Source organism: Chelativorans sp., assembly GCF_031180965.1.
GTDB lineage: Bacteria > Pseudomonadota > Alphaproteobacteria > Rhizobiales > Rhizobiaceae > Chelativorans.
On sequence record NZ_JAPSLH010000011.1, the window covers coordinates 23,798 to 45,916 of the forward strand.

At 62.6% G+C, this 22,119-nt stretch carries 19 protein-coding genes and 2 pseudogenes; 5 read left to right on the forward strand and 16 right to left on the reverse strand.

Annotated features, from left to right (window positions below):
• The first annotated feature begins 905 nt into the window (after window positions 1–905).
• Window positions 906–1,391: a VOC family protein gene (locus RIN79_RS10490; RefSeq protein ID WP_309084603.1), complete on the forward strand. Its 486-nt coding sequence runs from the start codon at window positions 906–908 to the stop codon at window positions 1,389–1,391.
• Window positions 1,392–1,423: 32 nt separating this feature from the next.
• Here RIN79_RS10490 and RIN79_RS10495 read toward each other — a convergent pair whose 3' ends face one another.
• Complete coding sequence (locus RIN79_RS10495; protein ID WP_309084604.1) at window positions 1,424–1,801, reverse strand: Lrp/AsnC ligand binding domain-containing protein; 378 nt, start codon at window positions 1,799–1,801, stop codon at window positions 1,424–1,426.
• Here RIN79_RS10495 and RIN79_RS10500 point away from each other — a divergent pair.
• From RIN79_RS10500 to RIN79_RS10510, 3 genes and pseudogenes are all read left to right on the forward strand, one after another.
• Window positions 1,788–2,040 (forward strand): annotated as a pseudogene (locus RIN79_RS10500) (NmrA/HSCARG family protein); the annotation flags it as partial. The gene RIN79_RS10495 and the pseudogene RIN79_RS10500 overlap by 14 nt on opposite strands.
• Window positions 2,028–2,233: pseudogene (locus RIN79_RS10505) on the forward strand (DUF1857 domain-containing protein); the annotation flags it as partial. The pseudogenes RIN79_RS10500 and RIN79_RS10505, both read left to right, overlap by 13 nt.
• Before the next feature lie 645 nt (window positions 2,234–2,878).
• On the forward strand, window positions 2,879–3,700 hold the full coding sequence (locus RIN79_RS10510; protein ID WP_309084605.1) for a GntR family transcriptional regulator: 822 nt from the start codon (window positions 2,879–2,881) through the stop codon (window positions 3,698–3,700).
• A gap of 19 nt (window positions 3,701–3,719) precedes the next feature.
• Here the strand turns inward: RIN79_RS10510 and RIN79_RS10515 are convergent, their stop codons facing one another.
• From RIN79_RS10515 to RIN79_RS10570, 12 genes are all read right to left on the reverse strand, one after another.
• Complete coding sequence (locus tag RIN79_RS10515; protein ID WP_309084606.1) at window positions 3,720–4,583, reverse strand: amidohydrolase family protein; 864 nt, start codon at window positions 4,581–4,583, stop codon at window positions 3,720–3,722.
• Window positions 4,580–5,632, reverse strand: coding sequence for an aldo/keto reductase (locus RIN79_RS10520; protein WP_309084607.1), 1,053 nt, complete (start codon window positions 5,630–5,632; stop codon window positions 4,580–4,582). Before RIN79_RS10520 ends, RIN79_RS10515 begins: the two co-directional genes overlap by 4 nt.
• A 51-nt stretch (window positions 5,633–5,683) precedes the next feature.
• Window positions 5,684–6,964, reverse strand: a complete 1,281-nt coding sequence (locus RIN79_RS10525; protein WP_309084608.1) for an ABC transporter substrate-binding protein — start codon at window positions 6,962–6,964, stop codon at window positions 5,684–5,686.
• A 66-nt stretch (window positions 6,965–7,030) separates the two neighbouring features.
• On the reverse strand, window positions 7,031–8,314 hold the full coding sequence (locus tag RIN79_RS10530; RefSeq protein WP_309084609.1) for an ABC transporter substrate-binding protein: 1,284 nt from the start codon (window positions 8,312–8,314) through the stop codon (window positions 7,031–7,033).
• A 49-nt stretch (window positions 8,315–8,363) separates the two neighbouring features.
• On the reverse strand, window positions 8,364–9,557 hold the full coding sequence (locus RIN79_RS10535; protein WP_309084610.1) for an enolase C-terminal domain-like protein: 1,194 nt from the start codon (window positions 9,555–9,557) through the stop codon (window positions 8,364–8,366).
• Entirely contained in the window at window positions 9,554–10,462 is a 909-nt protein-coding gene (locus RIN79_RS10540) for a dihydrodipicolinate synthase family protein (RefSeq protein ID WP_309084611.1), read from the reverse strand. Before RIN79_RS10540 ends, RIN79_RS10535 begins: the two co-directional genes overlap by 4 nt.
• Before the next feature lie 464 nt (window positions 10,463–10,926).
• Window positions 10,927–12,198 carry an extracellular solute-binding protein gene (locus tag RIN79_RS10545; protein ID WP_309084612.1) on the reverse strand — a complete coding sequence of 424 codons (1,272 nt, stop codon included), beginning with the start codon at window positions 12,196–12,198 and terminating at the stop codon, window positions 10,927–10,929.
• A 52-nt stretch (window positions 12,199–12,250) separates the two neighbouring features.
• A complete protein-coding gene (locus RIN79_RS10550) occupies window positions 12,251–13,105 on the reverse strand; it encodes a carbohydrate ABC transporter permease (protein WP_375165910.1) in 855 nt (284 codons plus the stop codon).
• Entirely contained in the window at window positions 13,102–14,058 is a 957-nt protein-coding gene (locus tag RIN79_RS10555; RefSeq protein ID WP_309084613.1) for a sugar ABC transporter permease, read from the reverse strand. Before RIN79_RS10555 ends, RIN79_RS10550 begins: the two co-directional genes overlap by 4 nt.
• The gene (locus RIN79_RS10560; protein ID WP_309084614.1) at window positions 14,055–15,311 is read right to left on the reverse strand and encodes an ABC transporter substrate-binding protein; all 1,257 of its coding nucleotides are present in this window, start codon (window positions 15,309–15,311) and stop codon (window positions 14,055–14,057) included. Before RIN79_RS10560 ends, RIN79_RS10555 begins: the two co-directional genes overlap by 4 nt.
• A 17-nt stretch (window positions 15,312–15,328) precedes the next feature.
• Window positions 15,329–16,507 (reverse strand): enolase C-terminal domain-like protein, encoded by a 1,179-nt coding sequence (locus RIN79_RS10565; RefSeq protein ID WP_309084615.1) that lies wholly within the window; start codon window positions 16,505–16,507, stop codon window positions 15,329–15,331.
• The gene (locus RIN79_RS10570) at window positions 16,504–17,427 is read right to left on the reverse strand and encodes a dihydrodipicolinate synthase family protein (protein ID WP_309084616.1); all 924 of its coding nucleotides are present in this window, start codon (window positions 17,425–17,427) and stop codon (window positions 16,504–16,506) included. The genes RIN79_RS10565 and RIN79_RS10570 overlap by 4 nt, the downstream gene beginning before the upstream one ends.
• 198 nt (window positions 17,428–17,625) lie before the next feature.
• On the opposite strand from RIN79_RS10570, the gene RIN79_RS10575 reads away from it, so the two are divergent.
• Window positions 17,626–18,612, forward strand: a complete 987-nt coding sequence (locus tag RIN79_RS10575; protein WP_309084617.1) for a GntR family transcriptional regulator — start codon at window positions 17,626–17,628, stop codon at window positions 18,610–18,612.
• Between the two features lie 289 nt (window positions 18,613–18,901).
• Here RIN79_RS10575 and RIN79_RS10580 read toward each other — a convergent pair whose 3' ends face one another.
• The 3 genes from RIN79_RS10580 to RIN79_RS10590 form a co-directional block, all read right to left on the reverse strand.
• Window positions 18,902–19,792, reverse strand: coding sequence for a formylglycine-generating enzyme family protein (locus tag RIN79_RS10580; protein ID WP_309084618.1), 891 nt, complete (start codon window positions 19,790–19,792; stop codon window positions 18,902–18,904).
• A 74-nt stretch (window positions 19,793–19,866) separates the two neighbouring features.
• On the reverse strand, window positions 19,867–21,231 hold the full coding sequence (locus RIN79_RS10585) for a sulfatase-like hydrolase/transferase (RefSeq protein ID WP_309084619.1): 1,365 nt from the start codon (window positions 21,229–21,231) through the stop codon (window positions 19,867–19,869).
• Window positions 21,232–21,263: 32 nt separating this feature from the next.
• Window positions 21,264–22,115: a carbohydrate ABC transporter permease gene (locus RIN79_RS10590; protein ID WP_309084620.1), complete on the reverse strand. Its 852-nt coding sequence runs from the start codon at window positions 22,113–22,115 to the stop codon at window positions 21,264–21,266.
• Between the last annotated feature and the right edge of the window lie 4 nt (window positions 22,116–22,119).

Here is a 22,119-nt window from a genome sequence, read left to right on the forward strand (position 1 = left end):
GCTGCGCCGCCTGACGGAAGCTGCGGAAGCGCCGCTTTATCGGTTAGCCGAAGCACGTTATGCCTTCCCGTTGCTTCTGGCACTCTGTTGCTGATTGAATGTCTTAACAAGTCACCCGATTATGCTGGTGTTGAGAACACCAGTGTGTCGGAGGCGGGAGGTAAGCGGGCTCCGAGGCAAGCCTTCCAGGCATGCTCCGAAAATTTCAAACGGGTCATTCTGGGATCTTAGCTCCACCGGATCGATGTCCGCTATCGCATTTTGAAAGCCAGAAGCGGCCAGTCCGCTTGGCTCCAAAATTGAACTTTTCCAACGCCAGCGGCAGTGACATAACCAAAGCAGACCCGACTGCTCCCCGCGCGTGCAGACTGTCTTGACGGATTCGATCGCTGACATCGGCCGGATCCTCCTTGTCTTCCTCAATGTTCCTGGCCGCCGCGTGCAATCCTCGCCTTGGCCTCGGTCTCGCACCGGCTGTGCGGCGGAGGAAGCAGTTGCAATTGAAACACCGCACCAGCTTCGCGGCCGGGCTGAAGAGCCAAGCGCGTAGAGACTGGAGCGGGTCACGCGTTGGAGGTGGCGACGTCGTCCCTACAAAAAGATCCTCCGATCACCACTGCCGCCATCTCATCAAGGAGAGCACTGCTCATGAAGGGAGCGACCTTGGTCTACAGAATGACTCGTTTAGGAAAGTCCTCTTTGAGGCGTGCCGTGTCCAGAGACGTTTCCCCGCATCGCTTTGTGGGTTGAGAAACAGCAGAGCCGATAGGGCTGCAGTAGCGGCGATGCCCCACGCGGGCTCGATCGCAATCGCTCTTTCCGAACATTGCATCCACCTGGCTGTTTCGCAGAGACAGCCAACCAACCCTCGCCAGCCTCGGCTCACAAATGAAACGAGTATGAGTATGTCTGGAGTATTCAGCGGCGTTTACCAAATCGCCTACGTCACCACCGATCTGGACTACGCTCTCAAGGTTTTCACCAACGACTATGACGTGCCGCGCTGGAAAGTTCTCGGAGAGGTTTCGCTCGCACTAGACGATGGAGGTTCGACCAGAATTCGTCTTGCGCTGACATTCGTTGGCCCACTGCAGCTGGAGATCATCGAGCCGCTCGGCGGCGAGGACGCCCTATACCGTGAGGCGCTGCCGCCCGAAGGATTTGGGCTGAAGTGGCACCATGTCGGCTTCAAGGTACCCTCAGTTGAAGCACTTGCAGAGATTCGCGAAAAAGTCGCCGCGCGCGGAGACCCTTACGTCATCGGCGGCGGCGATCCGAAGTCCGCTAAATTCTTTTACGCCGATGCCCGCCATCGCTTGGGCCACTTCCTTGAATACATCTATCTCAGCCCTGAGCGGCAAGAGCTCCATGCCTCATTTCCCCGCAACTGAGCCGGGGCGATGCCCTTCAATCGCGCCATCGTCTATAGCTGAATTGCGGTTTCGTCCTTGCCCGTCCGGATCACCATCATCGTGAAAAACCGCGCCACATTGCTCTGATCACGGAATAGCTTGTCACACAGCGCATCGAACTCCTCCATGTCTCGCAGGCGGAGGAACAAGACGATGTCGATCTCTCCAGTGACGGCGTAGGCTTGCGCGAATGCCTCCTCCTGACCGCAAGGTCGAGAAAAACCACCCATATGCTGTTCTCCGTCAAGCTTGAGCTCGATGCCTTTGCAGTGGCTGCGACGGCGTTTATTGCGTGGATCATTCGATCTGTCCCGGACGAGACATTCTTCGCCTGGATGTTCGTACGAACTGGCCAGCAGGAAACACCCCTGTAAGATCGAGCGGATCATCGGCTATCGCTTGGTGATCCACAGCGACGTCTACGTGAACGTGCCGCACTTCGCCGGCAAGTACGGTGTCGAGCGGATGATCGTGCAGATGGGGCTCAACGCCAGATCCTGCGCCCGGCCTACTTCATAGACAACGACATCACGATCAAGGCATCATCGGCAGTTATGGCATCTACCCGATGCCTATCGGCAACAAGGGTCTCGCCATGATTGGCGCGCGCGATGTCGGCGAGCGCGCCCGTTTCTCCCCCCCGGCCTTTGCACGCGCTGCAATATCGTGGGGGAGCGCGACCCACCTTGTGCGCGAGGCCACGATCGCCGGCTTGCGCGAGATCATCACCCTCGACCCGCAGAGAAAGATTACCTTCTTCCAGTCGACCGGTCCTCGCGAAGGCGCGATCATCAACGAACTATATGAGGATGACGCGGGTCGATCCTCCACTCGTCGATGCTGTCGGCGCGTGCCAGTAGCTAGTGAACAGCCGCTCATTGAGGCAATCCCTGAGGCGGCCGATGACCCTTCTCCGGGTGGCACTTCTGCCGTTCCCCGTAGTAGCAAGCGCTGTCGCAGCGGCACCGCTCGGCAGCGTCGGTACCACCACCGATGAGAAGACAAGATGGAATGGTGTCATGGGTCGCTCTTCCAGTTTCAGGAGCATTATCGATCCAGGGCGGGAGAGGGGGACAAAGCAGCGGTGATTTTTTATGATGCACTGAATTGTAGGGCACTCATCTGGTGTGACGTCACCTTTGCATGGTGGAAGCCACTCGGAAGCGCCGAGATCGATACGATTCGGATATTCACCACCGATTCATGGACGCCGACACTGATAGTCCCTTTGAACGCAAGAAACGGCCCTAGCTACAGGCAATAATGAGGAGATCATCGCGATGAGATCGGATCTGGCGGAACAGAGCCGGCCGCATGCGATTGTCTACGGGGTGATAAAAGAGCTGTTGCTGACCAATGCTGAGACGGAGGAGATCCGAATCTCGGTCGGGGCGGTGGCGCGGCTATTTTCTGTCAGCCGCTCGCCGGCCGAGCGGGCACTCAACATGCTGGCGCGGGAGCGCCTGTTGGAGAAGCGGGCCAACGGCAAGTTCGCCCGTCCACCCCTCTCGCCGAACGGAGAGCCACGGATACTGGATGTCGAAGATCTCGTGCGCGAGCCGCAAAACGAGATTGCCGGCATTGGACGCCAGCGCGGCTCCTGGTTGCACCTCTACGACCAGGTAGCTCAGACCGTCGTCGGCGTGACAGCCTTCGGGTCCTACAGAATCGTGGAATCGGCGATGGCCAAGCATTTCAACGTCAGCAGAACCATCACCAACGATGTTCTGCTGCGGCTCGAGGAGCGCGGGCTCATCACCCGCGGGCCGCGCGGGAGGTGGCTGGTGGAGCAACTCAGCCAGCAGCAACTCGCCAATATTTATCAGTTGCGGCGGACACTCGAGCCGGTAGCGCTGATCGAGTCCGCGCCGGAACTGGATAAACAGTTCCTCCAGGCAGCGCGCGCCCGCATCGATAGTGCGCTTGGCGCGGAGGGTCAGCTCACGCGCAAGCAGGCGAACGAGATCGAGCGGGATCTCCATACCACGAGCCTTCGGCACTGCAGGAATGGACGGCTGCTCGGCGTTATCCGCAATTGCCAGGTTCTGCGCATCGCACAGCTTTACATGCCGAACCAGTCGGCTTCGAAAGAGGAACGGACAGAGTATCTTGGCGAGCATCGCCTCGTCATCGAGGCACTTGAAAAAGGTGCGGCTCGCCTTGCGGCCGAGGCACTGGTTTTTCACCTGGAGGCGTCGCTGCGCCGGGCCTCCTACCGGCTGGAACTGGCATCGCAAGCGACACCGCCCGAGGTGCCGCCTTTTCTGGTTCCCGCGGATGCGGAATAAGGAACAGCGCCGTCGGACGCTAAGAGAGGACTTTCCTATCCGCAAAGAGCCTTTGCAGATTGCCGCCGAAGAGGAGGCCGCGTTCGGCCTCCGAGAGGAACCTGTAGTGCTGCTGTACAACTTCGAGGGCCTGCGGATACGACATAGCGCGGGTGACGACCGGAAAATCCGAGCCCCAGATCAACCTTTCCGGCCCGAAGGCGCTGTAAAACTCGCGGGCAAGCCATTCCTGATCTGCATAGGGAAAGGCGCCGGAGGGGTCGGTATGGGCGAAGCCGGAAATCTTGAGGAAGATGTTCGGCAGCCGCGCTGCGGCAAGCACCGCGAAAAGTCCCGTTTCGGCGTTCTGCGCCCCTATCCTGATGCCTCCCATATGATGGAGTAGAACAGGGAGCGAGGCATACCGTTCTGCGACCGAGAGCAGTGCCGTGAGATGACGCGACATGGCAGCAATGCTTGCGATGAGGCCAAGCTCGGCAGCCGTGGCGAAGAGCTCCGTTCCCACGGCATCCGCCAGCCATTCGGCATCCTCATCCTCATCGAGATAATGAGTGAAGCCGGCAACTCGGAAGCGTTCCACCGCTACGCGCAGCCTCGCTCCTGCGCCGGGCATGCGATGCTCGGGTGTCCAGCGCGAATCGATGTCCGCAAAAGGAATGAGGCGGCCGGGATATTTTTCCGCCTCCGCCGCCACATAGGCATTGTTGTCGTCATTGCCGTTGAGCCGAGCGCAGATCACGACCGCACGCGCGATCCCGGCCTGGTCCATTTCCTTCACGAGCTGTTCGGCCCTGCCTTGGCTCTCGGGACTGGAGGCGCCCGGCCACGGCCAGCGATGCCACGCGTGGACATGACCGTCTACCATGATGATGGCGCCTGTCATTCGGATTTGCCGGCGGGCGTCGGAGCGTCCGGATGGAGCAGCCCGCGTGACTTGAGGTCGAGCCAGAAGTCAAGCGGAACGGGATGGTGCATCAGCACCCGGTTGCGCTCAACCTCCACCGCCGACACCGCACCTGCCACCACGGACGCCACTGCGGGATGGCCCAGCGGGAACTGTAGCGCTGCAGCAGCAAGAGGCACATCATACTCTCCGCATACAGCCTCTATGCTACGCACGCGGCCAAGAACTTCCGGCGGTGCTGGCCGGTAGTTATACTGCGCGTTTTCAACCGAGCCGGTCGCCAGAATGCCGGAATTGAAGGGCGCAGCAACCAGAAGGCTGATCTTTCTTTGCGCGCAGAGCGGCAAAAGCTTCTCGATCGCGTCCTGCTCAAGCAAAGTGTAGCGCCCGGCAAGCATGATGCAGTCGAGTTCACCGTGTTCCGCGAAGTCGAGGCAGGTCTGTACCTCGTTGACGCCGATTCCTATGGCGGCGACCACGCCTTCAGAGCGTAGCCTGCATAGCGCCGGGTAGGCGCCATCAAGAGCCTCCCGCAAGCGGGCCGGGAAAGCGTCGCCATGTGTCCAGCGGTCGATGTCGTGAATGAGCGCGATGTCGATCCGCGCCAGGCCGAGCCGTTGCAGGCTGTCTTCTATGGAGCGCATGGTGCCGGCATAGGAGTAGTCGAAGACCGGCTCGAACTCGAGCCCACCCTTGAACGGCCTCGGTCCCTGGTCCGCAGCCCTGCGCGGCCGCAGCAGCCGCCCGACCTTGGTGGAAAACACACATTCTGATCGCGGGCCCTGCCGCAGAAAGCGGCCGACCCGATGTTCGGCCAATCCATAGCCGTAAAATGGGGCTGTATCGAAATAACGGATTCCCGATTGGAAAGCGGCCTCGAGCGTCTCTTCCGCCGCGGCTTCGGGCACGAGCATCTTGTGCTCGCCCAGCGGCGCCGTGCCGAAGCCGAACGCCGTCACTTCGAGATCCGAGGAGCCGAGCCGCCGCCTTCGCTGGCTTCCGCTCGGCTCCGTCTGAGGCTCATCCATGTGCTCTATCAGACCTAATAATGTGCGCGAAGTCCATTTCCAGGACGGATCCTAGCCGGCGGACAGCACCCGATCCGCTTCCGCAAACAGTGCGCGCGCACCTTCCTGGGGTGAGGACTGCCCGAAACCGACCTCCTCGCTGATCCGCTTCAGGGTGGCGTTCATCTCCGTCGCCCCTTCCGGTGGCGCCGGCGGCATCGGGCCGCCGACAGGACCAACGAGCTCAAGATACTCGGCCATCTTGCGGCTGTCCTCATCGAGCTTCGGAATGAGCAGCTCACGGATTTTCGCGGAAGCGGGCATGCCGCGCTCGACTCCTAGAACGAGAGCCGCTTCGGGATCCCGGACGAAGAAATTGACGAAGTCGACCGCCAGGTCAGGATCAGCCGTCGTTCTTGCGATGCTGAAGAACTGAGCCGGCTGGAGGTAGATCCCATGCGACCGATCGCCGTTTTCCATCGGTGGCGGCACCAGGGCGAGAGGGTCCTTGTTGACAGCCTGGTAGCCGACGAGCTGGTTCGCGTATCCGTAGGACATGGCCGCATGGCCGAGCGTGAGCATCGCCGTCTCGATGTTCAGCTGGTCGAGCGCCTGCAGGTCGGCCGGGGGGCAGGCGCCGCTTTCGCGCAACCTGGCCCAGAGGGCGAACCAGTCGGCTGCATCCTCCTCCGAATAGCCCAGTTTGCCTTCCGCTGTGTAGAGGTCCTTGCCGCGCTGCCTTACCCAATTCTGCAGTGCGCCAACCACACCGCTGCCATCCTGGATGCCGTAGTGGTTCGGCCGCCCGGCCGCCCTTGTCACCTCGGCCGCCATGCGCTCGAACTCATCCCAGGTCGTATCGAGATTCGGCAATTCGACGCCCGCATCCTCCCATGACTTGGCATTGACGATCATGCCGAATGCGGCGTAGCCGAGGCTGACGCCATAGAACTTGCCATCGACCGTACCGGCATCGATCTGCGATTTGTCGAAGTCGCTGATGTCCAAGCCGTTGCCGACATACTCGTCAAGGGGCAGCAGGATGTCGCGTCGGGCATATTCCGAGATCGTGCTGTGGTTCTGCTGGACGATGTCGGGAGCATTTCCACCGCTCACCTGCGTTGCCAGACGCGGCCAGTAATCGGCCCACCCCGCACCCTCGCCCTCGAAGACGACGCCTGTCTTCTTGCGATAGAGTTCGCCGACGGCGAGCGTCCGTTCCGTCCGGTCGTTGGAGCCCCACCAGGCTCCGCGCAGACGCCGTTCCTGGCCGACAGCGGATGCGTGCGAAAACGTAGGAAAAGCAATCGATGCAGCGCCCAGCTGCAGCAGGTTTCTGCGCGTCAGATGCATTTCATCGTCTCCTCCTCATCAAGGCCGCGGCTCCGTCATTGCGGGCCGAGGCGGGCCCTCCAAAAATCAGGTTCTGCCGAGAATGTCGGTCGCCTGCGCGACCAACGCCTCGCCGGCTTCTGCCGGTGTCAGCTGCCCGAACGCCACTTCCTCGCTGACGCGCTTGAGCGTGGCGTTGATTTCCGCCGCTCCGGCGGGCGCAGCTGGGGGCAACGGACCGGCGATGGGGCTTACGAGCGACACGTATTCCGCCGCCCGGCGCTCCACCTCTCCGAGCTTGGCGGTCAGTGCTTCCCTCACCGCAGCGGAAGCGGGAATGCCCCGTTCAAGCCCGAGGATCGATGCCGCCTCGTTGTCGCGCACGAAGAAATTGATAAAGGCCACGGCCTCGTCCGGGTAATCGGAGCCTGCCGCGACGCTGAAGAACTGCGAGGGTTTGACGTAGATGCCGTTGGTCGGGTTGTCGCCCAGTTTCGGCATCGGCGCCGGCAGGATCGGATCCTGGTTGAGCGCCTGGAAGCCGACGAGTTGGTTCGCGGAGCCGAAAGAAGATGCCGAATGCCCGAGCGTCAGCATGGACGTCTCGATGCTCACCTGGTCGAGTGCCTGCAGGTCGGGTGTCACGCAGGCGCCGCGCTTCCGAAACTCTGCCCACATGGCGAACCACTCGCCGGCGTCTTTAGCGTCGTAGCCCAAGGTGCCGTCCGCATTGTAAAGATGTTTGCCCCGCTGGATGAGCCAGCTTTCGATGACAGCCTCGATGCCGCTCGAATCCTGGAGGCCGAAATAGTTCGGGCGGCCGAGCGCCTTGGTGACCTGTTCGCCCATCCGGCCGATATCTTCCCAGGTGCTTTCCGCCGTGGGCAGTTCTACGCCAGCCTCCTCCCAGGCCTTGGCATTGACCATCATGCCATTGGCCGTGGTGCCGAGACTGACCGCATAGAAGCGGCCGTCCACCATGCCGCCGTCGATCTGGCTGCGATCGAAATCGGAGAGGTCCAGCGCCTTGCCCAGGTAATCGTCGAGCGCTAGCAACACGCCGCGGCGGGCATATTCGCCAAGTGTGCTCAATTCCATCTGCATGATATCCGGCGGATTGCCGCCGCCGACCTGAGTGGCGAGCCGCGGCCAGTAGTCGGCCCAGCCTGCCCCCTCGCCCTCGAACACAATACCGGTCTTCTGCTTGTAGAGCTCACCTACTGAGAGCGTGCGCTTGCTGCGCTCCTGCGAACCCCACCAGGCGCCGCGGAGCCTGACTGCCTGTCCATGGGCGCTCCAGGGCAAGAGCATAGCACCTGCTATGGCTGCGCCGCCCTGGAGCAAGGTCCGCCGCGAAATGGTTTGTTGCATCGGTGCCTCCCAGCTACCGCGCCTCAGGCGCTTTAAACTTGCGTCGCCGTCATCCACGACCGGAAGACGTAGCCCTCTCCCTGCCGAAGCTCTTTCGGTCAACGGCGTGCGATCTGATGAATGCCCAGTTGTAGGCGACTCCCAAACCTGGGCCGGTCGGCACGGGAAACGTGCCGTCGCCCGCAACGCTCTCCAGCGCGTCGGCGTAGTCGCAGGCGTAATAGGGCGAGGTCCATCCATCGCCCGGCCCGACAAGGGAGAGCTCGTAGAAATTGGAATTGCGGGTGGCTGCCATGCAGTGGCGCTGGGCCGGACCGCAGCCGTGATACTCCACGTCCAGCCCCAAGGCTTCCGCAAAGCGCGCGATCTTGATAGCCCCTGTAATCCCCATATCGTAATCGGGGTCGGCGCGGACGACGTCCGTGCCGCCGGCCAGGACAAAGTCCGCCTTCGGCTCCACCCCCCGGACGTGCTCTGTGATGAGGAGCGGCGTCTTGATGGACTCGCGAAGCTTGCGGTGCGCGAAGGCGGAGACACTGCTGTCGCGGAACGGGTCCTCGTACCAGTAGTAGCCGGCCTCGTCGCAAGCGCGTCCAACATAAAGGGCATCGGCGAAGGTGCGCAACTCGCAGGCAGGGTCGAGCATCAGCGTCATGCGGTCGCCGACCCTGCGGGCCACATGGAGGACGTTCTCGGCCTCCTCCCGGGCATTGCCCTCGTTCCAGCCATGGATCTTGAAAGCCCGATAGCCCAGATCGAAGCAGTGCTCCGCGAAATCGGCGTAGGCCTCCTTGCTGTCGAGGCGGCCTTCCCTGTCGCCATGAAAGGTGGAGGCATAGGCAGGCAGCCGGTTGCGATAGCCGCCGAGCAGCTTCGTGACGGAGCAGTCGTACTTCTTGCCCGCGAGATCCCAGAGAGCGACGTCGAGAGCGCCGTGACCCATATGGTCGAACTGACGGATTTCGCGCTTCAAATCATCATAAATCTGTTCACGCGCTTCCGCATCGCGCCCGATGAGGAAGGGGGCCAGATAGGCCGCCTGTTGGAAGGCGATCACGTTAGCGCCGCTGACATATTCGCCGACAAGCCCGTCGCTTGTCGCGATAGAGACTGCGAAGCGGCGCAGCACCCGCTTTTGCGGCGATACAGGATAGCGGGATGAACGATTTGCGACCGCCGCCAGATCAGCTTCGAAGGCAAAAAGCGTAAGCTCCACGCTCTCGATGATGCTCGTCTTCATCATTGCGATCCCGTACGGACGGAGAGAAGCCCGGCGGCCTCCGCATGCCGGAGCGCTATCTTCCTGCTCCAGGATCGGAGCGGCGGCGCAATGCGCGCATGCGCCGAGCCGATGATGCCCCTCGCGGCGAGCACCTCCTTGACGGCAAGGACCGACAGCGGGAGCGACTGCGCCTTGAAGACCAGGAAAGGCATCAGCTTCAGGTGCAAGGCACGCGCGCCTTCGCGGTCGCCCATGCGGTAGCGCCGGGTGATCTCGCGGAAGACGGCCGGCGCCTCGAAGGCAGGGATGACGCCCGTCACGCCGGCGTCGAGAAGGTCGAGATAGTGCAGCCCACCCGTTCCGCCGAAGAAGGTGAGGTGGCGACCGACATCCGTCGCCAGCAGATCCGAGACCGCCTGACCCGTATTGTGCCCCTCCAGTTTCGCGTAGCGTACATTGGGAGCCCTCTCCACGATGCGGATGATAGTCTCCGGCTGGAGCATGACGCCCAATTCGTTCGGCGCGTCCTGAAGCATGATCATTGCTCCGCGCGCAGCGCTTGCAACGGCGGTGAAATGCTCGACTTGCTGATCCGCGGTGAGACCTGCAACGGCGGGAGGGGCGACCATCAGGAGGTCTGCGCCGAAGGACGCGGCCTCGGCGGCAAGCCGGCATGCCGTGGGAGTATCGTCGGCGCTCACACCCACCAGGGTTGGACACCGTCCGCCCACCGCGCGGACTGCGGCTTCTACGACCTGTGACCGCTCCTCCGGTGAGAGGCAGCGGACTTCTGCTGCCAATCCCATGATCGCGAGGCCATCAACGCCTTGCGCAAGGGCATCGTCGACCAGCCGGGAGATGGCTGGGAAATCGACATCGCCGCCGCTGAATACCGTCGGCAGCATGGGGAAAACACCATCAAACAAAGTTCACTCCGAGTCCGCACGTTCCAAGGCGGGCGATACTGAACACTTTAGAACTATGTAATTTTGCACGCAATGCTACTATCGGAAATATCTCGCTGGGGCTCTCCTGCCTCCGTCTAGTGATCCAATTGAGTATATTTGCACGCAAAGCGGGGAATGCGCCGCCGACTATCCCTCAAGAAGAGCTGATCCGGTGGAAAGTTTTTGTTCGCAGGAATTCTGAGCTCCCCCACCACACCAGCGACAGTTGGGTATCTGGTCATCGCCGCTGCCGTGTTCGGCAGCACCAGCCTGTCGGGAAAAGGAACGGTCATCGGCTCGATGTGGGCGCGCGCATGATCGGGCTGATCAACAATGGCCCGACTCTGATCGGGCTCGAATACTCTCGGCAGCTCATAGCGCGCGGGCGGGGGCATGGCTCGACCGCTTCCCGCCATGCCATTTTCTTGCTCCTTCCTCGCCGCTTACTGCACCTCAAAGATGCGCTTGCGGGCGGCTTCGAGGCGCTCGAGGATGGAGTCGCGTCGCGACGGGTCGACCATGAACTCCTGAAAACCGTTCATGCCGATCTGCGCCATCTCCGGATTGGTATCGCGGTCGTAGAACTGCGCCGTTCCCTCGGCCTTTGCCAGCATGTCCAGCCCGGATTGCAGGAGCTCGTCCATGAAGGTGATCTCGACGTCCTTGCGCGGCGGCAAATAGCCCTCGGGCACGATCCACTCTTGGAGATTTTCCGGCCGGTAGAAATAGGCGAGGAATTCCTTGCCAAGCTCCTTGTTGCCCGCGCCGGAAGGCACGTGCATCGAGTTGGCAGTGAATTCCTCGTATTGCGGCACGTTCGGATCGAGCGTCGGGAACGGGAAGAAGCCGGTATTGGCGATCACCTCCTGCGGCAGGAACCGGCGCGCGAACTGGCCGAGAAAGATCATGCCGGCCTGGCCCTGGCTGAAGAAGGTGGCGCCCTGTTCCCAGGAATAGGAGGTGTGGTTGGGCGTGAAGAAGCCCGCGCTGACGAGCTCCGCCCAGCGGTCGAACACCTTTATCACGCGCGGGTCGGTATAGGCTTCCTGGCCCGCCATCAGCCGCATGTGGAAATCGAGGCCGTTGGTGCGCAGGTTGATGTAATCGAAGAAATAGCCGGTCGGCCAGAGATCGCGGCTGCCAATGGCGAAAGGCGTGATGCCGGCCTTCTTCAGTGCCTCGCCGGCCGCCATCAACTCGTCCCAGGTGGCCGGCGGCTGGCCGATGCCCGCCCGTTCGAACAGGTCCTTGCGGTAGAAGATGCCGATGAAGGCCGCTTCGGTGGGGACGCCGTATTGCCGCCCGTCCACCGTGACGGAATCGGCAAGCGCCCCGGTCGGCTCGTAAAAACCGTGCTTTTCCCAGACGTCCGTCACGTCCTCGAACAGGCCGAGCCGCACGAAGTGGCGCATGCGCTCGCCGCTATACCAGAAGCATACATCAGGCGGCGAGGTGACGAGGAAGTTGCGGATCGTCGTCTTGTAGGATTCGGGGTCCGTGGTGTTGATCGTCACCGAGCAGCCGAACTCCTTCCCGAACGCGGCGGTCATGCGCTCCAGGAGGGCGCGGCTCTCGGGGTTGTTGACGTTCGAATTGATCACGAGGGTCTGCCCCTGGCCGATGGCCATGCGGGGCAGAAGGCCTGCCGCGCCGAGGGCGCCCATTCCTGTTAGCGTCTTTCGGCGGCTGATCGGAATTTTGCGGAAGCTGTTCATGTCTCTCCTCCTTCAGACGGTGCATGCTCCTCCCGAGCATGGGAATTCGGTCTCACCCTTTTACTGCACCCACAGTTAAGCCGGCGACGAAGTGTTTCTGCATGAGGAAGAACAGGAGCACCGGCGGCAGCGCGACGAAGATCGTGGCCGCCGAGACGAGGTTCCAGGCGGTGATGTACTGGCCTTTGAGGGTTGCAAGGCCGAGAGTGACGGGCTTCACCTGGTCGCTCTGGACGAGGATGAGCGCCCAGAAATATTCGTTCCAGACGAAAGTGAAGGTGAGCACGCCGAGCGCGGCAAGGGCGGGGCGCACCAGGGGAGTGACGATCATCGACAGCATCTGCAGGGGCGTTGCCCCGTCCACCCGCGCGGCCTCGAACAACTCGCTCGGCAATTGCGCGATGAAGGCGCGCATGAACATGGTCGCAAAGCCGGTCTGAAAGGCGGTGTGGAAGATGATCAGCGCCCAAAACGTGTCGTAGAGCCCGAGCGCGGTCATCAGATTGCGCACGGGGATCATCAGGATCTGCGGCGGGATGAAGTTGCCGGCTATGAAAAGGCCAAGGATCAGGGTCGAGCCGCGGAAGCGGTAGCGCGAGAGCGCGAAGCCCGCGAGCGTCGAAAGCACCAGCACGAACAGGACGCTCGGCAGCGTGATGATGAAACTGTTGACGAGGAAGCGCAGGATAGGCGTGCCGGTGAAGACGGCGCGATAATTTTCGACGAGGTCGAAGGAGGAGGGCCAGCCCCAGTAATTGCCCAACATCAGGTCTTCGTTGGCTCTGATCGCCGTCAGCATGATGGCGACGAGCGGCAGGAGCCAGCAAAGGAGCACGGCCGCCACGCCGAGGCCATACAGCCGGCGCCTCCAGATGGCGTTGGGATCGATGGGCGCGGGATAGCTCAATTGCGAGCCTCCTCGCCGAGGACGCGCCGCAAATACCAGGCTATGAACACCGCCACGATGAGAAACAGGACGACGGCGATGGCGGCGCCGTAGCCGAGGCGGTAGCTGAAGATGGACTGCTCATACATCTGATAGGCGAGCACCGACGAGCTGCCGAACGGCCCGCCCTGCGTCATCACGGCGATCAGATCGAAGCTGCGCAGGGCGCCCACGACGGAGACGGCAAAGGCAATGAAGGTCGCGCCGCGCAATTGCGGCAGCACGACATGCCGGAACAGGGAAAAGCCGTGCGCGCCGTCGATCCGGCCGGCGCCGATGAGGTCCTCGTCGACATTGGTGAGGCCCGCGAGATAGAGAATCATGCAGAGCGCGGTCTGCGGCCAGATAGCCGCCACGACGATGCCCCAGGTGACGAGGCTGGGATCGGAGAGGATCGCCGGCGCCGTCGTGCCGAAGGCGCGGGCGATCGGGGCCAGGAGCCCGAAAGCGGGATCGTAGAACCAGGTGAAGACGACGCCGACTGTGACCGGAGCCAGGACCAGCGGCACGAAGAAGAGGGATTTCGCAATCCCCATCCAGCGCAGCGGCTGGTTGATGAGCATCGCCAGCGCAAGCCCGAGAGGCGGTGCCAGGAGAAAGACGGCGAGCCAGATGAGGTTGTTGCGCAGGCTGACATAGAACTGCGGATCGCCGAAGAGCTCCACATAATTGGCAAGACCCACCCAGCGCGGCTCGCCGAGCCCGTCCCAGTCATGCAGGCTGATCCACATGCTCTGAAGGATGGGAATGATGATGACGACGGTGAAAAGAATGGCGGCGGGCGCAAGCAGCGCAAGCGACGTCAGGAAGTCGCTGCCTGGGCGCCATGGGCCGAAGGTGGCCTGACTTCCCGCGCCGGAGGGCAGCGCGATCTCTCGTGCCCTCCGCCCATGCTCGTTGCCCGCAGCCGTCATTGCTGGAAGACGCGCTTCCGAGTTGCCTCGAGACGTTCGAGGATCGCCTGGCGCTCGCCCGGCTGGACCATGAATTGCTGGAACCCCTGCAGCCCCGCCTGGGCCATATCCGGGTCGGTGTCGCGGTCGTAGAACTGGCTGGTACCATCCGCCGCGGCGAGCAGCGCCATGCCCTTCTCAAGGAACTTGTCGCGGTTGAGCAGTTCCACATCATTGCGCGGCGGCAGGTTGCCCTCGGGCACGATCCATTGAGCAAGGTTATCCGGCTGGTAGAAGAAGGCGAGGAACTCGCGGGCAAGCTCCTTGTTGGCGGCGCGCGCAGGGATATGGAGGGAATCCACCGGATATTCCTCGAAATTGCCGACCGCGGGATCGACTTTCGGGAAGGGCATGAAGTCGGAAGCGTCGAGCACCTCCGGCGTCATTTGACCGCGGGCGAACTGTGCAAGCAGCATCATGGCCGCGGTGCCCTGATTGTAGAAGGCGGCCGCCTGCTCCCAGGAATAGGAAGTGTGGTTCTCCAGGAAGAAACCCGCCTCGATGGCCTCCTGCCAGCGGTCGAAGACGGAGCTGAGCTTCGGATCGAGATAGGATTCCTGTCCGCCCATCAGACCCATGTGGAAATCGAGGCCGTTGATGCGAAGGTTGAGGTAGTCGAACCATCCGGCGGTGGTCCAGGGCCGACGGGAGCCGATGGCGAAGGGGGTGATGTTTTGACCGCGTAGCGTCCTGCCGGCCTCGATCAGCGTGGGGAAGTCGGCGACGGGCGCCTTGATGCCGGCGCGCTCCAGGATGTCTGCGCGATAGAAGATGCCCCAGAAACTCGCCTGCATCGGGATGCCGTACTGCCGGTTCTCGACGGCGAGCGCGCCGGACAGCGCTCCGGTTGGCGCGAAGAAGCCGCGTTCCTCCCACAGGTCGGTGATATCCTCGAACAGCCCGCGCCGCACGAAGGCGCGCATGCGCTCCCCGCTGAACCAGAAGCAGATGTCAGGCGGGTTGGTGACAAGGAAGCTGCGGATGGAGGTGTTGTAGGATTCGTAATCCGCGTAGTTGACCTGCACCTCGCAATTCTCCGCCTTCTCGAACGCGGCCACGATCTGATCGAAGACCGGCCGCAGCTTGTTGTTGGCGTTGCTGTTGATGACGAGCCGGCGCGTCTGCGCGATCGCCGGCATGCTGAGCGTGGTTCCGGCCGCGGCAATGCCGGCGAGAACCTGCCGGCGGTTTGCTCCCTTGCTGAACATATTCATCGCTCTTCCTCCCTGATTCAGGCTTCGAAGACTTCCCGCCCGACGCTGTTGGCGTTGATGAAGGACCAATCATAGGTGACGCCCAGCCCGGGGCCGGTCGGCACCGGCACATTGCCGTCGGCATCCACGCATTCGAGCTGATCGCTGTAGTCGCCGAGATAGACGGGCGGCACGAGGTTTTTCACCTTCGGCCCCAGGAGCGACACCTCGTAATAGTTGGTGTTGCGCGTGGCGGCGATGCAGTGGCGTTGCGCCGGGCCTGCGCCGTGGAACTCGACATCGAGGCCCAGGGCCTCGGCAAAACGCGCGATCTTCATGGCGCCGGTGATGCCCATGTCGTAGTCGGGGTCGGCGCGCACGAAATCCGTGCCGCCAGCGAGCACGAAATCGGCCTTGGGCTCGATGCCCCGCACATGCTCGGTAATGAGCAGCGGCGTCCTGATCATCTCGCGCAGCCTGCGGTGCGCGAAGGCAGAGGTGCCGGCATCGCGGAACGGGTCCTCGTACCAGAAATAGCCGGCCTCGTCGCAGGCCTGGCCGACATAGAGCGCGTCGGCGAAGGTGCGCAGCTCGCAGGCCGGATCGAGCATCAGCACCATCTCATCGCCGACCTCCCTGGCGACATGGAGCACGTTCTCGGCCTCTTCGTAGCGGTTCCCTTCGTGCCAGCCATGGATCTTGAAGGCGCGGTAGCCAATCTCGCGGCAGTGCCTGGCGAAATCGGCGTAAGCCTCCTTGCAATGGAGGCCTCCCGAGCGGTCGCCGTGATAGGTGGAGGCATAGGCCGCCAGCTTCGTCCGGAACCCGCCGAGCAGTTTCGTGACCGAGCAGCCGTATTTCTTTCCCGCCAGGTCCCACAGCGCGATGTTGAGGGGCCCGTGGCCCATATGGTCGAATTGCCTCAATTCCCGCTTCAGGTCATCGAAGATCAGCTCCCGCTGCTCCGCATCCCGGTTGAGGAGGTGGGGCGCCAGATATGCCATCTGCGCGTGGGCGAATGCGTTCACGAGCAGCACATATTCGCCGCGGATGCCGTCGCGTGTCTCGATTGCCACGGCGGAGGCGTTGAGCGTGATGCTGTCGCCCTCCCGATAGGAGGTGCGGAGCGTCCGGCCGGAAGGATCGGCTGCGCCGAGCCCGTCAACGCGATAGGCGAAGCGGACGATCTCGACTTTTCTGATGATGCTCGGCGTCACGCCAGACTTCCGTTGCTGGTGATGATCTCGGCTTCAAGGGCGTGGCGGCGCAGCGCCTCGCGGCTCCATGGCTTGAGCGCCGGAGCGATGCGGGAATAGGGATCCTTCAGGAGACCTTTCCAGGCGAGGATCTGCTTAACCGAGGCTACGGCGATTGCGAGCGACTGCGCCTGAAACGTCCAGAGCGGCAGCATCCGGCGATAGGCGGCAAGAGCGCCCGCCCGGTCACCCGCATCGTAGAGCCGCTGCACGGCGACGGCCCGCTCCGGCGCCTCGGCGGCGGGGATCATGCCGCTGCCGCCGGCGTCGAGCACGTCGATATAGCGCAGGCCACCCTTGCCGCCGAAGAAGGCAAGATGGGCGCATTCCGGATGCTCCCGGAGATCGGCGATCGACTGGCCGTCGAGTGGGCCCTCAAGCTTCGCATAGCGCACATTGGGCGCGCGCGAGACGATGCGGGTGATGAGGTCAAAGGAGAGTTCCACGCCGAGCTCGGCCGGCGCGTCCTGCAGCATGACCGATGCATTCCCGGCCGCACGAGAGACGCTCAGATAATGCTCGAGCAGATCGTCCTCGCTCGCCCGGCGCTCTGCGACGGGCGGGGCAACCATGATGATCTCGGCGCCGAGCGAGACGGCGTGTTGCGTCACGTCCACAGCGTCCCGCGTCCTGTCGCAGCTCGTCCCGATGAGCATGGGCAGGCGGCCGTCCAGCGCGCGGGCGGCCGCTTCCGCGACGCGCTTGCGCCCTTCGATCGAAAGCGCCCGCACTTCGCCCGCTAGGCCCAGCAGCGCCAGCCCATCCGCCCCGCTCTCGACGATATAGGCGACGAGCGCCGGGATCCCGGCGAGCGCCAGTTTCCCATCGCCGTCGAAAGGCGTGGGCAGCATGGGAAAGACGCCGCGTCGGGTTGGATTCACCTGCCTCTCCTCCTCCACAGAGGACTAGCAGTACTGCTTTTTGGGCGCAATATGCAAAAATCAGAAAGAAAACTGCCGCTCGTCTGGCGCAATGGTTGAGTTTTTGCGCTCATAAAGTGACAAACGACACGGGAGCCGCAGCCCTTGGGCGCGGTCGGGCGACTCGGTTAGATTGACAGGGCACGTAGGAAGGAAGCGTTGGAAAACAGAATCGAGACCCGGCGGCCTTATGCCATCGTCCACGAGGCGCTGCTTACTGCGCTTTCGGAGGATCGGACGGGAGCGGAGATCGTCATTTCGGTCTCGTCCGTGGCCGAGCATTTTGCCGTAAGCCGCCCCCCGGTGGAGCGCGCGCTTCGCATGCTCGTAGCCGAAGGGCTGGTGGAGAGGACTTCCGGGGGGAAATTCATACGCCCTGGCGCCAGGGAAAACCCGGTTCCGGTGAAGACGGTCCTCGACAGGCTGCCGCTCGACGTGGTCAGCAGGGCGCGCCAGAAAGGCTCATGGCAGCCGCTCTACGACCAAGTCGAGCGCATGATCGTCCGGTTCCTGCCTTTCGGCTCCTACAAGCTGATCGAAAGCGCGATGGCGGATTATTTCGGCGTCAGCCGCACGGTGACCAACGACGTCCTGCACCGCCTCGAAGAGCGCGGGCTAGTCAGAAGGGGAGAGAAAGGACGCTGGATCGTCGAGCAGCTGAGCCAGCATCATCTGAGCGACATCTACCAGCTGCGCCGGCTGCTCGAGCCCGCCGCTCTCGTCGAATCGGCTCCCCAGTTGGATGCAGCCTTCCTGGAGGGCGCCGTGGAGCGAATACACCGGGCGCTGGCGGTGCGCGGGAACCTTTACGCCGAGGAGCTGCAGGCCATCGAGCGCGACCTGCACACCCATGCGCTTTCCCACTGCCGAAATGCGCGGCTGCTCGCCGTCATCCGGCAGGCGCAGGTGCTGCACATCACCTATCTCTATCTGCCGAACCAGTCTGCATCCGAAGCGGAGCGGACGCAGTATCTGAGCGAGCACCTCCAGGTCTTCGAGGCGTTGGCGCGGGAGGCCTTCAAGGTGGCGGAGCAGGCGCTTGTATTCCACCTGGAATCGTCCGAGAAACGCGCTTCCGAGCGCCTGCGCCAGGCATCCGATGCCGAAGCAGAAGCCGCCCCGCCGTTCCTTCTGCGGCAGCCGTAGCGCAACAGCCCGCCACTAAGCGTTTCGATCTCTTGCATGAGATGCCAGGAGCATCTCTCAAACAGATGGGGAACTCGTCTCCTAAAAAGCGCTGCTACAGTCATCCTGCGTCGTGCAGCGGTAAATGGCGAATGGAGACGAACGGCAGAAAGTGCCGGACGTGACGCCCGGGTCATGAGGTGTATGGCACACATCCGCTTCGTCGTACCAAAGCACCCCAACAGACGGACCCTGCGGATCGTGGCGAAGTGATGGTTCTGGCTCGAAGGCGCCGAGGGATGGACAGCCACTACCCAGCGGCTGCGCAGCGGAAGCCCATATGGCCGGTGCTGGAATCGGGCGTATTCGTGGTCCGAGCCGACAGGCGGTAGCGGGAACAGTAGCTTTCATGACAAAGATAGGAGCCGCCGCGGATCACGCGGGTCGCACTCTCCGGCGGTCCTTTTGGGTTGACGCGGCTGTCGGGTACATCCAACAAATGCCAATCGGTGCTCCACCCGTCCGCGCACCATTCCCAGACATTGCCCACCACGTTATAAAGACCATAGCCGTTTGCGCTGAAGGCCTTCACCGGAGCCGTGGTAAGGAAACCGTCGTCGCGGGTGTTCACGCGTGGAAAATCCCCCTGCCACACATTGCAGCGGTGACGCCCGCCTGGCGCAAGCTCGTCGCCCCAGGGAAAGAGCGTCTGGTCGAGGCCGCCGCGCGCAGCCTTTTCCCACTCCGCTTCGGTCGGCAGCCGTTTACCCGCCCAAGCCGCATAGGTGGCGGCATCGTTCCACGAAACGTGCACGACCGGATGGTCTCCGCGATCTCTCACACTTGAACCTGGGCCTTCGGGTGCCTGCCAGGAGGCTCCCCGCACGGCCAGCCACCAGGGCGCCTGCGGCACGCTTCCTTCAATCACATAGCGCCGCGCTTTGGGGTGCACGGCGGCGTAAAACACATACGACCAGCCATAGCGCTCGGCATCGGTAGCGTAACCCGTTTCGCGCGCAAATTGCGCGAAGCGACGGTTCGTCACCGCCGTGGCATCGATCAGGAATTCCGACACCGCCACGGTGCGTACCGGCCCCTCGCCATCGGCCGGATAGGCTTTCGGGTCGTCGCTCCCCATTCGAAAGGGCCCTGCGGGTATACGCACCATTCCGGCACGATCTGCAACGGTGCGCGACGGCATCGGCACGCATCCGGCTTGCCGCGAGGGAGCGGAGGGCGAGCAACACTCTTTCATGGTGATGATTATCGGTTCATTCAGATGGAAGTCGCTAGGATTGTTCGCTGCAAGGTCCGGCTTGCCATCCTTTCCTGCCAACCAGCGTCCTCGACAGTCACAATCTTCGGGGCTGCCTCACCGGCCTCAGCCATGGCCGCGGCCAGTAAAGAGCGTAGCTCCTCCCGTATGCCGGAATGTGCGCGTGAACGGATCAGGTTTTCGAGCTCGTGCGGATCGGAATGAAGATCGTAAAGACGCGCCTCCACGTAAACCTGCGCGCCGGGAACCGCGTAGCCATCCAGTTCCGGCGCCTCGACCTCATATTTCCATCGCGCGGTCCTGAGCGCGCGGCCGACATGATGTTCGCTGATCTGGATGAGCACGCCTTCCCGTCCTTTCCTCTCGCCACGAAGAGCGGGAAGGAGGGATTTTCCCTGCATGGCCGCAGGCACCGTAACGCCGGCCGCATCGAGCAGGGTCGGCGGGAGGTCGATCAGGCTGACCAGCCCGTCATAAGTGCCCAACCCGTCGAACGCTGGGCCATGGAACAGCGTCGGCACCCGGATAGACGCTTCATGGCTAGAGCGCTTGTACTCGTCGTTGCGGGTCTTGAAGTGGCAGCCATGGTCGGAGGTGAAGAGGACGATCGTGTCGTTGAGAATGCCAAGGCTGTGCAGCGCCTCAATGATGCGGCCGAGAGCCTCGTCCAGTCGCTTGACCATCCCGAGGTAACCCGGCAGATGCTCCAGGGTTGATCCGCCGAGTTGGGCGAGGTCAGTGGGGACGACCAGCTTGTCGCGCAGGCTTTCCTCGTAGCCGAGTGGGGCTGGGTAGCTGTCGGTGCTGTTCTGGTGATGCGGCTCCAGGAAAGACAGGAACAGGAAGAAGGGCCGATCCTGGCGCCGGTCGATATAGCGAATCGCGGCGTCGGCCAGCGCATCAACCCTATAGCCCGGCAGCTTCTGCCGGTGGCCGGACTCGTCGAACAGCACCGTGTCGAAAGGGCCAGAAACGAATTCGAGCAGGTTGGCAGCGAGCCAATCCTGGTACCCCCCCCGTTCCTCCGGCGGCACCGGCTCGTTCTCGGCCAGGTGCCATTTGCCGATATAGCCCGTCGCATATCCCGCATCGCCGAAGAGGGTCGCAAGTGTGGGCAGTGTGCGGGGAAGCGGGATGCCGTTCTTGTAGCAGCCGCTCGTCGTTGGATAGAGGCCGGTCTGGAAAGCCGAGCGCGCCGGCGCGCAGACGGGCTGGCAGGTAAAGGAATTTTTGATGAAGGCGCCGCTCTGCGCCAGCCGGTCGAAATTTGGCGTAAGCCCCATCGGATTGCCGTGGGCGCCGACGGTGTCCCAGCGCTGCTGGTCGGTCAGGACGACGATGACATTCGGCTTTTTTCCAGTCACGAGGTCTTCCATTTGTAGTGAGGTGGCGCCGGTCAGCCCTTCACCGCGCCTTGCAAGAGGCCGCGAGTGAAATAGCGCTGGCCAAAGAAGAAGATGACCAGGATAGGCAGTGCCACCAGGCCGGCGGCGGCGCCAACGCGATTGAATTCGAGGGTGAAGTAGTCGACGAAGTTGACGAGGCCCAGTGTCACAGTCTTCTTTTCCGGCGATTCCAGCAGGATCGAGGCGAAGGCGAATTCGGCCCAGGAGCCGACGAAGTGCCACAGGGCTGCCGTCACCAGGGAGGGCACGGCGAGAGGCAGGATCACCCTGATCATGGTCTGGAGACGGCTTGCACCGTCCACCATCGCCGCTTCCTCGAGCTCCATGGGGATTTCCCGCAGGCCGGCGGTGATGATCCAAGTGGCGAAGGGCAGGCCGAAGGCAGAATAGATAAGGATGAGGGCCCAGGGGGAATCGTGCAGGCCGAGGAAGACCATCAAACGATAGGTGGGCAGCAGAAGCACCGCACCTTGGAACATGCGGCTCACAAGCAGCCCGCCCAGGATCAGGTCGCGGCCCGGGAAGGGGATGCGCGCGAAGGCGTAGCCCGCAATTGATGCCAGGACGACGACGATCACTGTCGAGGTGACGGATATGAAGAAGCTGTTGGCGATGAGCCGACGCCAATCGAGCAATTGGCTCGACTGCGTGCCGGCTGTGAGAAGATCCCGGTAGGCGCCGAGCGTGAACTCATCAGGCAAAATGGTGGCTGGCAACCGCGCAAGCTCGCTGGCAGGCTTGAAGGAAGCGAGGATCAACCACAGGATCGGAAAGGTGATGTAAAGCGCGATAACGCCGGCGCAGAGTGCGAAGAGCGTTGTTGCGATGGGCTCCCTCGTCACCGTC

What these genes read in the sequence shown, in the direction of transcription:
- RIN79_RS10490 (WP_309084603.1), top strand. Translation starts at nt 906, where the DNA reads ATGTCTGGAGTATTCAGCGGCGTTTACCAAATCGCCTACGTCACCACC.
- RIN79_RS10495 (WP_309084604.1), bottom strand. Translation starts at nt 1,801, where the DNA reads ATGATCCGCTCGATCTTACAGGGGTGTTTCCTGCTGGCCAGTTCGTAC.
- RIN79_RS10515 (WP_309084606.1), bottom strand. Translation starts at nt 4,583, where the DNA reads ATGACAGGCGCCATCATCATGGTAGACGGTCATGTCCACGCGTGGCAT.
- RIN79_RS10520 (WP_309084607.1), bottom strand. Translation starts at nt 5,632, where the DNA reads ATGGATGAGCCTCAGACGGAGCCGAGCGGAAGCCAGCGAAGGCGGCGG.
- RIN79_RS10525 (WP_309084608.1), bottom strand. Translation starts at nt 6,964, where the DNA reads ATGCATCTGACGCGCAGAAACCTGCTGCAGCTGGGCGCTGCATCGATT.
- RIN79_RS10530 (WP_309084609.1), bottom strand. Translation starts at nt 8,314, where the DNA reads ATGCAACAAACCATTTCGCGGCGGACCTTGCTCCAGGGCGGCGCAGCC.
- RIN79_RS10535 (WP_309084610.1), bottom strand. Translation starts at nt 9,557, where the DNA reads ATGATGAAGACGAGCATCATCGAGAGCGTGGAGCTTACGCTTTTTGCC.
- RIN79_RS10545 (WP_309084612.1), bottom strand. Translation starts at nt 12,198, where the DNA reads ATGAACAGCTTCCGCAAAATTCCGATCAGCCGCCGAAAGACGCTAACA.
- RIN79_RS10555 (WP_309084613.1), bottom strand. Translation starts at nt 14,058, where the DNA reads ATGACGGCTGCGGGCAACGAGCATGGGCGGAGGGCACGAGAGATCGCG.
- RIN79_RS10560 (WP_309084614.1), bottom strand. Translation starts at nt 15,311, where the DNA reads ATGAATATGTTCAGCAAGGGAGCAAACCGCCGGCAGGTTCTCGCCGGC.
- RIN79_RS10580 (WP_309084618.1), bottom strand. Translation starts at nt 19,792, where the DNA reads ATGCCGTCGCGCACCGTTGCAGATCGTGCCGGAATGGTGCGTATACCC.